A 12779-nucleotide genomic window follows, 5' to 3' on the forward strand; every position below is an offset into this window, starting at 1 on the left:
GGATTAAAAATAAGAACTGGCAATATATAAAAAAAGCAAGTACATGAATGACGTACTTGCTTCTTTAGTGCCTAGTGATGCATTCTAAACGAAGAGACCTATATTAGCTCTTTTTCACAAACTCAGATTTTAACTTCATGGCCCCAAAGCCATCTATCTTACAATCAATGTTATGATCTCCATCTACTAGGCGGATACTCTTTACTTTCGTCCCGATTTTTAGCGTGGAAGAGCTCCCTTTTACTTTTAAATCTTTAATAACTGTAACAGAGTCTCCGTCCTGAAGGATATTCCCGTTAGAGTCCTTCACCACCAACTCTTCTGCCGTATCTCCTACTTCTTCTGTTAAGGACCATTCGTGAGCACATTCAGGACAAACTAAAAGAGAGCCATCTTCATATGTATATTCGGAATTGCACTTTGGGCATTTCGGCAATGCTGTCGTCATTTTATTACCTCCAATTTACCTCATTTTAATACAGGACTCTATGCCCTTCAACTCATTTCTATCCCCAATAGGTTTATTGAAATTTCTTTGTGGGTAATCATTTAATAACCTTCCTAATTAAAATATATTCAAAAATATGGTGAGAGGAGGAATGAACATGGCTGAAGAAGAAAAACGCGTAGAAGTACATCGTGAAGAACGAACTGATTCTGGGATGGTAGGAGCAACCTTCATCAAGTATGCTGCTTACCTAATTATATTCTTTGGTATCCTTTGGTTCCTAATCTCTTTCGTATTCCCAATGTTTTAATTGGTGACTAAATCCACGTCTGACCACATGCAGACGTGGATTTTCCCTTTTTAAAAAGAAGCCCTATTCCGGGCTTCTTTTTTTGTTATTCTGTTTCTGGGAAAAATGCTTGCTCGGTCCATACGTCGACTAATACTGGTCCTTTAGTTTGGAGGGCTTTGCTCAGTATTTCTTCTAAATTTCCATCTGTTTCCACACGGAACCCTTTCCAACCACATGCCTCGGCCACTTGAACGAAATTTGGGTTAGTCAGTTCTGTCCCTAACTCTTCATTGCCAGCAGCTTGAATCTTATCACTTTCCATTTGAAGAGCTCCATTATTAAAAATTACTACCGTGATATCCAGACCATAACGAGTAGCAGTCAATAAATCAGCTAACGTCATTTCTATACCACCGTCTCCCACCACGGCTACCACTTGTTTTTCTGGTTGCTCTAACTTTGCTGCAATTGCTGCAGGAAGACCAAAGCCCATGGAACGCCAATATCCTGAAAAGAGAACCTTTTGGTTAGTTTGACGGAAGTTCCTATTCATCCACACTGTTACGTCTCCTGTGTCTAAAGCAATGATTGCATCGTCTGCTACCGTATTTTCTAGTCCTCTTGCTATTCGTGATGGATGAACGGGAGATCCTTGTATTTGACCTTCCTGTTCGTTTTGATATGCCCATTTCTCTTTTACTGCGTCTATGCGATTAAGCCACTCTTCATTCTTCTGTTTGCCCTTCATGCTTTCTAATAGAAGAGGAATAACCTGCTCAGTTTTACCCTTAATCCCGTAATCTGCTGCCACTCTTTTCTTGGCATGCTCTAAATGAAGGTCAATATGGATAATAGTCGCATCTTCTGGCACATATCCCTCCGGCCACCACGTTGCTCCTGCTATTAGAACTACATCCGCATCTTTAAATACATTTGGGGCATGGGGATTTCCTCCCTCGCCAATCCCTTGGATGAGATGAGGTGTAGCGTCCTCAAAAATGCCTTTGCCGCCTAGACTTAATAAAATTCCTGCTCCCCAAGTCGTAGCCAGCTCTGCTATATCTCCTGCTGCTCCTCTTGCTCCTGCACCAGCTAAAATCATTGGTTGTCGTGCCTGTTTCATCACTCCCGCTACCTCTTCTAAATCATTTAGTTCAAAGGTGCCTGTTCCCTCTAATACTTTCGGGAGTTGTCTAGCCTTTACAGTAGTCTCTTTTTCAAATAAATTTTTAGGCACTGATATGTGAGTCACTGTTCTCTGCTGTAGAGAAATTTCAGCTACCTTCTGAAGCAAATCAACAATGGCATTCTCACTATTTAAGTTTGCTGAGTATGCTGCAAATGGCTTAAATAGCTCCTGCTGATCGACATATTGCTGAAAGTCTGTCCCCATTTCTTTTTGTTCGGCCTGACCCGTTAACGCTAATACAGGTGCCTTGTCTGAATATGCATCACCTAGACCATTTAAAAGATTGGCTGCACCTGGACCCATTGTAGAAGTACATACTGCTAGTCTACCCGTCAGCTTTGCTTCCGCCGAAGCCATGAATGCTGCTACAGACTCATGCTTTACAGCAATAAATTCGATTTTATCCTGCTTGGCTATTGCGTCTAAAAGCCCAATAATAGTATCACCAGTCACCCCGTAAATTCGCTTAACCCCTAAAAGGGATAGCTGGTCTAATATAACCTCTGCGACATTTTTATTCATATTAATCCTCTCCTTTAAACAGAGTATGTTACCTGTTAAATTCCCTTATACAAATGGATTAAACAAATAACCTCAAGAAGAGGTTTACTCTTAAAAATGGATTCCCCAGCTGTTAATCCATTCTTTGATGTCCTTTTCCTGCTCTATACTTAATGAGTTCCCCATATCACGTTGCATTCTGATACCCGCCCAAACAAAAAATGCTGGAAGATTATTATAAGCCCCTTCAACACTTTCATAGCCCGTTCTCCAACCTGCTTCAAACGCCTTTATGAGAGATAGATTATCTTTAAAATGACGGTATCCCTCTATCTGTAAAATAGATAGAGTCCTTGCATAATCAAATCTTGGATCACCTACCGCTACATTAGTCCAATCTATTACTCCCGTAATCTTGCTACCATCTGTTAGAACATTTAATGGATGAAAATCTAAGTGAATAAGACATTCTTTAGCTGATGGCAGTTCTTCGATCATCTTTTTTTCTGAACCGATTGGCGTTAACCAATTGGGAGTTCTGATTTCTAAAGATTCTGGTACCGTTATGTGATGAAGTTTTGCATGTGTCTTTCCAAATTCTTCTCCTAGCTGATGAGCTACAGCTGGTTTTTCCATTAGCATTTGAAGTACAGTTACTCCTTTAATCCATTCCATTAGCATAGCAGCATAGGAATCCTCCACTATAACTGAATACACAATAGGTACAGGAATACCACTTTCTAATGCAAGTTCCATTATATTCTTTTCATATAAAAACTGGTCATATCGTTCAGCATGTTGGATCCGAAGGGCAAGATTAGTACCATCCTGTATTCGTACTTTATATACTAAGCAGTCTTTCCCCCCCTGTACCTCTTCAAGCCTTGTATACGATGTGATCCCTAATTTATTTATAATTTTATTTATGTCCATCCATTATCGCCCCTTATAATTCTTACACCGCTATATAACCTTTTAGTTCTGCTTTACCATTCAACATTCCTGCTGACTTACATATGTTAGAGATAAAAGCTAGAGGGGCTGAAAGATTGTCCAAAAAAATTGCTCTTGTGTGCAGTATTGAGTCCTATACGCTAGGTGATGCCCATCTATTCAAGGATGTTTGTCTTGTTCCAATATTACTTGGTGAATATTTAGGATACGAGGTAACCATAGTAACTGCTCACATTAACCAGACATTACTCCATGAGACCTTTCCAAATGTAAAGTTTGCACGTGTTTCCTCCGAGGGGAACTTCGAGGAAAATATGAAACTTTACATGATAGAGCATGCGCATGAAATTGATATTGCAGTTGCATTTGGTCCTTACCCATCTTATCTATCTATTTTGAAGACATATAAAATGTATAATCCGCTTGGGAAAATTTATATGAAACTAGATGTAAATCGTTACTGGTTGACTCGGTTATTACAAGAACCTTATTTTAAAGAACTATTGAATCTCTGTGACTTAGTTACCTCTGAGTGCGAGCCGATTCAAAATAAAATTAACGAAATGCTGAATTTAAAAGTAAAAAGAATTCCAAACGGTTTTTATGAATTTTTTCCTACAGAGCCTGTTTTATTTAAAGATAAAAAAAATGTAATTCTAACTGTAGGGAGAATAGATTCCCCGGAGAAGCAAGTCCTTCCAGCTGTAACAGCCTTCTTATCAGCAGGAATACCTGATTGGGAATTTCGCTTAGTTGGACCAATGAATGAGGAATTCAAAGCCAAATTATTTACCTTATTAGAGGGAAATCCATACGGCTCTCAAGTAAAAACCTTAGGTCCCATTTACGATAAAATTCTCTTGGAACAAGAATATAGAGCTGCTAAAATATTTACCCTTACCTCCATAGTAGAATGTCATGCTCATGTCTTAGCAGAGGCTGCTAAGAATGGTTGTTATTTGATCTGCACAGACGTGGACGGGGTCTCCGATATTACGTACAACCAAAGATACGGGAAGATTCATTCCACCTCCGATTGGGAGGGGATAGCTAAAACATTAAAAAAAGTGACAAGCGACGAGAAATTACTCTCAAGCACCTGCTATGAGCTACAGTCCATTGCACGAGCTTCCTTAAATTGGAGAAACCTTGTCCAACAAATTTCTCTTTTTCTGAGAGAAGCTCCAATGAAGTAGCTAGTCTAAGCAAACAAGGACCGCTCTTTATATGAATTATGCTATATTAACTCTATCAATAGGAAGGTAGGGAACAGTCATGAAAATTGAAGTATGGTCGGATTTTGTTTGTCCATTTTGTTATATTGGAAAGCGTCGTTTAGAGCAGGCTTTAGAGGAGTTTGATCAAAAAGACAAGGTAGAAGTTAGCTTTAAAAGCTTTGAGCTACAGCCTCATCTACCAAGCGATAAAAGTGTAACTGTTCATGAAATGCTCGCTAAAAAGATGAATATGTCTCCTGAGCAGGCAAAGGCAATGAACAATCAGGTCATTGCTAGTGCAGCAACTGTAGGATTGGCATACCAATTTGACGAAATGAAACAAACAAATACATTAGATGCGCATCGCTTAGTGAAATATGCAGAGTCTGCAGGAAAAGGTGGCGAATTAACAGAACGTCTTTTAAGCGCTCACTTCTTAGAATCTCAATTCATAGGTGAGCACGAAACTCTTTTAAACTTAGCTACCGAAGTAGAATTAAATCGGGAGGAAGCAAGCAAAGTTTTATCAAGCTCCGATTATTTAGACGAAGTCCGAATGGATCAGCAAGAAGGTCAGCAGCTCGGTGTTCAAGGAGTGCCTTTCTTTGTTTTCAACAGAAAATATGCCATTTCTGGAGCGCAGCCTCACGAAGCCTTCGTCCAAACATTACAGAAAGTTTGGGAGGAAGAAAATCAAACCACTCCTCTTCAACATATTCAAACTGATTCAGATGCAACTTGTACAGATGATAGTTGTGAAATTACGGAGAGAAACAAAGAGGTTTAAAAATAGAGGCTATCGTGATATGTCCGCGATCAATCTCTATCCATATATATAACAAAAGGCCATTACTGAATAGCTCTCAGCAATGGCCTTTTGTTATTTCATTTCTAATAAAGCCTTATAGATTTCATTTATAGTCGGTAGCTTTAACATTTTGCGATTACTGTATATGTTAAAAAGCTCTTTTTGAATTATCTCTCTTGCAAACTGTTCACGATCATTAGACTTGTACATTTGTCGTAATAATTTAGGGATTTTGTATTTCGATTTAAATATATCCAAAAGATTTTGAAGCTCTTTTTCGTTCAACAAATGGTTGTATACGTGCTGCTCGAGCTGTACCTCGAATAAATCTAGCATCTCTTTTGCATCGTCTTCAATAAAACGATTTAAAATCCTACTTGCAATTTTAGATGTGACGATACTACCGATGATTAAACCAACTATACCGCCTACTAGAGCCCCAGTGCTTGTACTCCCCAATGGAATAAGAGCACCTATGGCCGCACCGATTGCCATACCTCCTATACTACCTGCCACATTTGCAGCTGTTTTCGTGATGTTTTTAAACAGCTGCGTTTTAGACATCTCACCTTTTATAGCTCGGGAAATGTCTAAGGTAGAAAGCATACCAGTTACTAATGCGCCGGTAACCACGTTAGCATTTAGTAGTAGAATAGTTTTTTTAGCTGCTAGTGAGCCAATCATAGCCTTATGAGTAAACTTTCCGGCAGCTTTCTTTGCTACAACCTTCGCTCCATTTTTTCGAATAGCCCCCCTGACGCCAATCCCTAATTCAAAAGCATCATCTAGCTCAATATCCTGCATGTCATTTGACAGTACCTCATCTACTACTGCTTCTCCCACTATATTTAACCCAGTGAATACCGCATTTTCTACCGCTTCCTCACGAGTGGCTCCGTTCCATGTACTTTGCGCAAAAGCAACAGCAGCACTCATTCCTAATGACTCATTTAGAAGCTGAACTCGCCCTGATTCCTCTAAGATTAGTCCGTCTACAAGACCAGCATGCGCTATATAGCGAACTTGTTTATATGTAAAAGCACCTTGCTTCACTGTTTCTCTTGCAAGCACTTCATTTTGTAAACGGTCTGATAGTTGTGAAACCACATCATCATACTGGTCAAATGCGACTTCTAGTTTGATAGGACCTAATTGGTTCATGTACAATAGCTGATTGTCTAACAAACTTGCCTCTACTGTTTCGTTTACAGAAGAGCAATAAATATTTTGTAAAAAGTGCTCATTCTTAATATATTCCATGTTTTCCACGTTCATCTTGCCTCCACTGGTTTCTTCTAATAAATAAGGAAACCATATAACTCATAAGTTGTATAGTAAAAAAGATATAACAACATTAATTTGTCACACGTTTGGTGAAATCCTTAATATGGGGATAACTTTCAGTAGTATTTAATAATAGGGATAACTATGTGTATAAGTGCATAACTTTTTAGGAATTATCTACATTCTCCCAAAAAAGATATTATAAATTTTTGGATATGTGTGTAACTTTGTGGAGAAAGTCTAATTTTTACTATAATGAGCTGCTACATTTTATCTTTTGGGGAGAAGCTGTTTATAAGTTTGTTTTTCTTTTTGAAGATAGAACACCTTTTAGATAAGACAAAAGCTTTCCATTTTAAAGTTTTCTTTAGTATCTTTAATTTACTATTTATCTTTTTTAAACTGTAAACTTGGAGAGGTGACGATAATTGCAAAACTATAGAATAGACCAAAGCAAAGGCTTAGAGTTTGGCCTTTATACACTAGGGGACCATATTCCTAATCCCCATACTGGTGAACGTATTTCTTCCGCTCAGCGACTTAACGAAATAATAGAGTTAGCCAAATTAGCCGAGCAGGCAGGGCTAGATTTTTTTAGCGTAGGGGAAAGTCATCAGGAGTACTTTACTACACAAGCTCATTCGGTTGTTTTGGCTGCTATAGCACAAGCCACGAACACACTTAAAATTGCGAGCTCTTCTACGATCATAAGTACCTCTGACCCCGTACGGGTTTATGAAGATTTTGCTACAATTGATTTAATCTCCAAAGGTCGCACAGAAATTATTGCTGGCAGGGCTTCCCGAGTTGGTCTTTTCGATTTGTTGGGCTATAACGTACGAGATTATGAAGAGCTCTTTGAAGAAAAATTTGAGCTGCTCCTTCAAATTAATAAAGAAGAGATCATAAACTGGAGCGGTGAATTTCGTGCTCCATTAAAGGATGCACAGGTTATCCCTCGCCCGCAAAACGGTTCTTTACCAATTTGGCGAGCTGTTGGTGGACGTCCAGAAAGCGCGATCAAAGCAGGACATGCAGGCGTTCCAATGTTTATAGCAACATTAGGAGGTCCTGCTACTAGCTTTAAAGTTTCCATAGATGCTTATCGAAATGCAGCAAAAGAAAATGGTTTTAATCCTGAAGCGCTTCCTGTTGCAACTGCAGGATTTTTCTATGCTGCAGAAACAACCCAGCTAGCACAACAAGAAATTTACCCTTATCTAAACCAAGGTCTCCAGCTAATCAACGGGCATGGTTATCCTAAGCATCAATTTATGCAAGGTGCCGATCGCCATGATGTGATGAATATCGGAAGTCCTCAACAAATTATTGAAAAAATCCTCTATCAGCATGAGGTTTTTGGCCATCAACGGTATATTGCACAAATGGACTTTGGTGGGGTACCTTTTGAGAATTTAGTAAAAAATCTCGAACTAATAGGCAATGAAATTCTTCCCGCTATTAAGAAATACACAAAAAAATAATATACATTAAAAGGAGATCCCAAACTAGGCGATCTCCTTTTTTCATCTATTTAAGTTTAGGTAATCTAACTTCAAGCTGGTTATTCTTATAGTTTACAGTGATGTCTTCCTTAGAAACCAAGCTCGGAAGTGATATAGAACGGTGAAATCGACTTACGTAATGTGAATTTCTATTGTTTGCTTCTTCGGAGTGGTTAATCATGCCATTTATCATTAGCATGTTGTTTACCACTTCAATTTCGATATCACTATTTTTGTCCAAGCCAGGAATATTGCACAATGCAACGATTTCATTTTCCGTTTCCTGCATATCCGTATGCAAGCTTCCGAGTTGCATCACCTTAAAAAGGGGAAGCTCTCCAAAAAAGCGTTCAATTTCTTTAAATATATTAGTGGTTAGCTGATTAAATGGATCAGACGGCAGTAATGACATTAACTTGCCTCCTCATTTTATTTGAAGGTGATACAAATATTTTGTACATCACCTTGCATCGTCTAACCTTTATATATGTAATTCAACTGCTTTCATCTAGGCTCCCTGTTTAATTCACAAAAAAAGAAAGAGGGGTAAGACCCCTCTTCCTGGTTATGCCTTTAAAAGAATATTAACAATAGAGTACCGACGATAAAGCAATAATAAGTAAAATAATGCAATTTCCCATTCTTCATGATTCCCATAAACCATCTCATAGCAAAATAGGACATGATAAAAGTACTTACAAACGCCGCCAAGTAAGGAATGGCTAATTCAGCCTTGTTTGGTTCATCGATAAAATCGGATAAGCCTAATACAACCCCTCCTAAACTTATCGGGATATAAAGCATAAAGGAGAACCTTAGTGCTGTCTCCTGTTTCATCCCTACTGCTATCGAGGAAATAATGGTAGCTCCTGATCTACTGATACCAGGTGTTAAAGCAACTGCTTGGCCTAAACCAACAATCCAAGCATCCTTGGCAGTCAGGTCTTTTTCTCCTTTTGTCCCCTTCATATTTCGAATGGTCCATAAGGCTAACCCTGTGATGAAAAGCATTATTGCAATTACTGTCAGACTGATGCTTTCAGCTATCCAATCACTCAACAGGACCCCTAATATGCCCGCTGGAATCGTCCCAATAATTATAAAAAGCACAAATCGAAAATCACTTTTGTAACGCGTGTCTTTCTTCTGCACATAGGAAATAGAATTTGTTGCTAGTCTAACAATATCCTGTCTATAAATGAGCAAGATAGCCAGCAAAGAGGCTGTGTTTGTTAGTATCGCAAAGGTGAAGCCTTGTTCTCCTACTCCTAGTAGCTCACTAACAATCATGACATGCCCACTCGATGAAACCGGAATTGGCTCTGTAAAGCCTTGAACAAGTCCAATAATAATCATTTTTAAAGTAAATATTAAGTCTTCCATTTTTCCCCCTATAGAACATTTATAATGTAAACAGACGTTTTATCCTAAAGAATGTTTCCATTGTTAAGCATTATATGCACGATATTATTAGAACAGTAATAGAGATTCTATATCTATAAGTTAATACCTAAAGAGTTAAAGCCAAGATAAATATGAAATTTTGAAACTGCCTTCTCTCTTTGCTAATTACTTCAACATCTATTTAGTAGCGGTGAGATTTTTAGACGTATTGTACGCTTCTAATCGAATAACACATTAAAAAGCAAAAATACCTCGAGAGTTTCATCCCTGGAGGTATTTTTCGATGCTCTTACTTTGATGCTCTTACTTAATAGAAAATAGTTAATGATAGTTAGTAAGCACTCCAACCACCATCAGCTGTTACTACAATACCATTGATAAGTGAAGATTCTTCAGAGGCTAGGAATAGGGCAATATTTGAGATGTCTGATACTTGACCTGCTCTTGTCATCATTCCAACACCTCGTGTGGCTTGCTTCATACCGAATGGATCAACATTATCCATAGCTGCTGCGAATCCTGTTTCTACGTGCCCAGGTGCAATGGCATTGGAACGAATACCAAGTGGTCCATAATGCGAAGCAACATTTTTAGTCATACCAACAACAGCATGCTTAGCTGCAGTATAAGTAAGTCCACCACGACCACCCATTACACCTGATAATGATGCCATGTTGATAATTGTGCCACTTCCGTTCTTTTCAAAATGAGGGAGCACTTGACGTATACAGCGCATAACACCTGTTACATTAATATTCATAACACGGTTCCATATATCATCCTCGACATTAGCGGCTGCTTGCATATTATCACCTACACCTGCATTGTTCACTAAAATATCAATGCGACCAAAATGCTCAATTGTGGAGGAAACCATTTTTTTCACATCATTCTCGTTTGCAACATTCACTTTAACACCAAAAGCAGAAAATCCTGATTCTGTTAATTCTTTTACGGTAGATTGCAGAGCTTCCTCGTTAAAGTCAGCGATTACTACACTAGCGCCTTCTTTTGCATATGCAATTGCAATTTCCTTACCAATTCCAGCTCCACTTCCGGTGATTATAGCAGTTTTGTTTTCTAAACGGTTCATTTTCAAGCTCCTCTTAAAAGTATTAGATTCATTGTTATCTTAGTACAAAAAGATTCAACTATACAAAAAATAAGTCTATCGCTAGCTACAACATGGAAAAACAACAATATTAAAGAGATAATAACGAATTTTATATTCGTTTATGTAATTTTTTTAAGTAAAGCCTACATAAAATAATTTTTTTCTAATAAAGTATTATATACGTTATAATTCGTCACCTAATAGTGTATGATATACAGTATAGAAAAAGAGGTGAGAATAATTGGTTAATTTGTTGGATTCATACATGACTGAACTTAGAAGAGGAACGCTTCCTTTAGCAGTTTTAAGTCAATTACGAAAGCCACAGTACGGTTATTCGTTAGTTCAAGGATTAGAAAGTGCTGGGGTTTCTATTGAACAAAGTACACTATATCCCTTACTACGTCGTTTAGAGAAACAAGATTTATTAACAAGTAGCTGGGATACAACAGAAAGTAGACCAAGAAAGTATTATGTACTAAGTGATTATGGCATAGAGGTTTTTGAACTATTAAAAGGAGAGTGGGAGAAAATGACTTTAGAATTGAGGTCACTTTTAGAGGGAGATGATTTAAATGAATTTGATTGATGCTTATGTGTATGAAGTAACAAGAAGACTTCCAAAAAAATCGCGAGATGATATTGCAATGGAGCTAAAATTTTCGATTGAAGATATGCTCCCAGAGGGCTATACAGAAAAAGAAGTAAAAGAGGCGCTAGCTAAAATGGACGATCCAGCTATTTTAGCAGCAAGCTATCGTGATAAGCCGATGTATTTAATCGGTCCAAGGGTTTATGACGCTTATATAGAAACACTAAAGATGATTTTCCCTTGGGCAATCCTTATATGTGTCATCCTAAATGTTGTTGCAAGTATTGGGCTTTTCAATGGAGAAGAAGCGGTATTATCGGTAATTATTAATATCTTTACAGACACTATCGTTAATGTCATATACCTTATTTCACAAGTATTTATCTGGGTCACTATAGTATTTGTCATTGTAGAACGAGTTGGTCTATCCAAAAATGATCTACCCTTAACGAAAAGAGGCACTCCTTGGACACCAGAGGATTTAAAGGATGTCCGAATCGTCCCTGCAAAAAAAATGATAACAACCGGAGAAATAGTTTTTAGTATCTTGTGGACTGTAATATGGGCTGTAATTTATTGGAACGCTGATCACCTTGCTGGAATATACCGGTCAGCTGAAGATACGGGCTTACAGCTAGTAATGCCCATTTTTGACCAACAGGTGTTACTATCATATTGGCCTTTAGTAGTAGCATTTATTGTACTTGAGATTGGGTTGGCTCTTTACAAGTGGTATGTTGGTCAATGGACAAAGAATGTTGCAATTGTAAATGGAATCATCCATACGATGAGTATTATTACTTTTATCATCATAACAAGTCATGCTAATTTATATAACGAGGCTACGATTCCTTATATGGCAAACGTTTTAGAAATGAACATCCCCTCCTTGCTATCTGTGATTGAAATAATATGGATTATCATTGTGGTATCTGTAGTCATTTCTACAGTTATGGAGCTAGCAGACAGCTATAAAAAGGCTAAAATTTAATAATATATACTCAACCCTCCAAGCAAATAATGCTTGGAGGGTTAACTATATCCACAACAAATACTTATACTTCCTCCTAAATAAAACTAATCCCCCTCTTAATACCTACCAATAAAATCTCAATATTCAACCTTAAATATGTCTAAAATGTGAACTACATAAATTTCCCTACGAAAAAAACACTTACATCACAAGAAATTATTTTGTTATAGTAACAACTAGACCGGTCAAAACAAAGAAATTATAAAAATACACAAATCGCTTATAGTCGACATATAGTGATTGCTATTTTTTACTTAAGTGTACTCATAGTACAACTTATAAATTATTTCTAAATAATAATGAAGTATATAAATACTTGGATATGTTATTTTTAGAGCTCAAGAAGCCCTAGAATAATATCTGCCATATCGGGACGTCAGTAGATGTTTACTCACGTTTACAAAACAAAGAAGTATTCCCCTTAAGACAAAGTCTAGG

Annotated in this window: 13 protein-coding genes; 6 read left to right on the forward strand and 7 right to left on the reverse strand. The window is 37.6% G+C overall.

Annotated elements, in window-relative coordinates; genetic code table 11:
- Positions 1 to 103: 103 nt before the first annotated feature.
- Positions 104 to 448 carry a zinc ribbon domain-containing protein YjdM gene (locus NSQ95_RS18180; RefSeq protein WP_169358359.1) on the reverse strand — a complete coding sequence of 115 codons (345 nt, stop codon included), beginning with the start codon at positions 446 to 448 and terminating at the stop codon, positions 104 to 106.
- 157 nt (positions 449 to 605) lie between these two features.
- On the opposite strand from NSQ95_RS18180, the gene NSQ95_RS18185 reads away from it, so the two are divergent.
- Complete coding sequence (locus NSQ95_RS18185; protein ID WP_342560030.1) at positions 606 to 758, forward strand: hypothetical protein; 153 nt, start codon at positions 606 to 608, stop codon at positions 756 to 758.
- 85 nt (positions 759 to 843) lie between these two features.
- On the opposite strand, the gene NSQ95_RS18190 is transcribed toward NSQ95_RS18185, so the two are convergent.
- Both NSQ95_RS18190 and NSQ95_RS18195 read right to left on the reverse strand, forming a co-directional pair.
- A complete protein-coding gene (locus tag NSQ95_RS18190; protein ID WP_342560031.1) occupies positions 844 to 2451 on the reverse strand; it encodes a thiamine pyrophosphate-binding protein in 1608 nt (535 codons plus the stop codon).
- 90 nt (positions 2452 to 2541) lie between these two features.
- Positions 2542 to 3363, reverse strand: coding sequence for a phosphotransferase (locus tag NSQ95_RS18195; protein WP_342560032.1), 822 nt, complete (start codon positions 3361 to 3363; stop codon positions 2542 to 2544).
- A 116-nt stretch (positions 3364 to 3479) separates the two neighbouring features.
- Here NSQ95_RS18195 and NSQ95_RS18200 point away from each other — a divergent pair, with 116 nt between their 5' ends.
- Positions 3480 to 4580, forward strand: coding sequence for a glycosyltransferase family 4 protein (locus tag NSQ95_RS18200; RefSeq protein WP_342560033.1), 1101 nt, complete (start codon positions 3480 to 3482; stop codon positions 4578 to 4580).
- Between the two features lie 79 nt (positions 4581 to 4659).
- Positions 4660 to 5388, forward strand: coding sequence for a DsbA family oxidoreductase (locus NSQ95_RS18205; RefSeq protein WP_342560034.1), 729 nt, complete (start codon positions 4660 to 4662; stop codon positions 5386 to 5388).
- Between the two features lie 93 nt (positions 5389 to 5481).
- Here the strand turns inward: NSQ95_RS18205 and NSQ95_RS18210 are convergent, their stop codons facing one another.
- A complete protein-coding gene (locus NSQ95_RS18210) occupies positions 5482 to 6678 on the reverse strand; it encodes a hypothetical protein (RefSeq protein WP_342560035.1) in 1197 nt (398 codons plus the stop codon).
- A gap of 443 nt (positions 6679 to 7121) precedes the next feature.
- On the opposite strand from NSQ95_RS18210, the gene NSQ95_RS18215 reads away from it, so the two are divergent.
- Positions 7122 to 8177, forward strand: coding sequence for an LLM class flavin-dependent oxidoreductase (locus NSQ95_RS18215; protein ID WP_340881461.1), 1056 nt, complete (start codon positions 7122 to 7124; stop codon positions 8175 to 8177).
- 46 nt (positions 8178 to 8223) lie between these two features.
- Here NSQ95_RS18215 and NSQ95_RS18220 read toward each other — a convergent pair whose 3' ends face one another.
- The 3 genes from NSQ95_RS18220 to NSQ95_RS18230 form a co-directional block, all read right to left on the reverse strand.
- Positions 8224 to 8610 (reverse strand): Hsp20/alpha crystallin family protein, encoded by a 387-nt coding sequence (locus NSQ95_RS18220; protein WP_340881459.1) that lies wholly within the window; start codon positions 8608 to 8610, stop codon positions 8224 to 8226.
- Positions 8611 to 8771: 161 nt separating this feature from the next.
- The gene (locus NSQ95_RS18225; RefSeq protein ID WP_340881458.1) at positions 8772 to 9581 is read right to left on the reverse strand and encodes an undecaprenyl-diphosphate phosphatase; all 810 of its coding nucleotides are present in this window, start codon (positions 9579 to 9581) and stop codon (positions 8772 to 8774) included.
- Positions 9582 to 9933: 352 nt separating this feature from the next.
- Entirely contained in the window at positions 9934 to 10695 is a 762-nt protein-coding gene (locus tag NSQ95_RS18230; protein ID WP_340881456.1) for a glucose 1-dehydrogenase, read from the reverse strand.
- Positions 10696 to 10957: 262 nt separating this feature from the next.
- Between NSQ95_RS18230 and NSQ95_RS18235 the strand changes: the two genes are divergently transcribed.
- Complete coding sequence (locus NSQ95_RS18235; RefSeq protein WP_251556975.1) at positions 10958 to 11305, forward strand: PadR family transcriptional regulator; 348 nt, start codon at positions 10958 to 10960, stop codon at positions 11303 to 11305.
- Entirely contained in the window at positions 11292 to 12299 is a 1008-nt protein-coding gene (locus NSQ95_RS18240) for a hypothetical protein (RefSeq protein ID WP_342560036.1), read from the forward strand. Before NSQ95_RS18235 ends, NSQ95_RS18240 begins: the two co-directional genes overlap by 14 nt.
- Positions 12300 to 12779: the final 480 nt, after the last annotated feature.

It is taken from the genome of Psychrobacillus sp. FSL W7-1457 (assembly GCF_038593405.1).
Taxonomy (GTDB): domain Bacteria; phylum Bacillota; class Bacilli; order Bacillales_A; family Planococcaceae; genus Psychrobacillus.

What these genes read in the sequence shown, in the direction of transcription:
- NSQ95_RS18180 (WP_169358359.1), bottom strand. Translation starts at nt 448, where the DNA reads ATGACGACAGCATTGCCGAAATGCCCAAAGTGCAATTCCGAATATACA.
- NSQ95_RS18185 (WP_342560030.1), top strand. Translation starts at nt 606, where the DNA reads ATGGCTGAAGAAGAAAAACGCGTAGAAGTACATCGTGAAGAACGAACT.
- NSQ95_RS18190 (WP_342560031.1), bottom strand. Translation starts at nt 2,451, where the DNA reads ATGAATAAAAATGTCGCAGAGGTTATATTAGACCAGCTATCCCTTTTA.
- NSQ95_RS18195 (WP_342560032.1), bottom strand. Translation starts at nt 3,363, where the DNA reads ATGGACATAAATAAAATTATAAATAAATTAGGGATCACATCGTATACA.
- NSQ95_RS18205 (WP_342560034.1), top strand. Translation starts at nt 4,660, where the DNA reads ATGAAAATTGAAGTATGGTCGGATTTTGTTTGTCCATTTTGTTATATT.
- NSQ95_RS18220 (WP_340881459.1), bottom strand. Translation starts at nt 8,610, where the DNA reads ATGTCATTACTGCCGTCTGATCCATTTAATCAGCTAACCACTAATATA.
- NSQ95_RS18225 (WP_340881458.1), bottom strand. Translation starts at nt 9,581, where the DNA reads ATGGAAGACTTAATATTTACTTTAAAAATGATTATTATTGGACTTGTT.
- NSQ95_RS18230 (WP_340881456.1), bottom strand. Translation starts at nt 10,695, where the DNA reads ATGAACCGTTTAGAAAACAAAACTGCTATAATCACCGGAAGTGGAGCT.
- NSQ95_RS18240 (WP_342560036.1), top strand. Translation starts at nt 11,292, where the DNA reads ATGAATTTGATTGATGCTTATGTGTATGAAGTAACAAGAAGACTTCCA.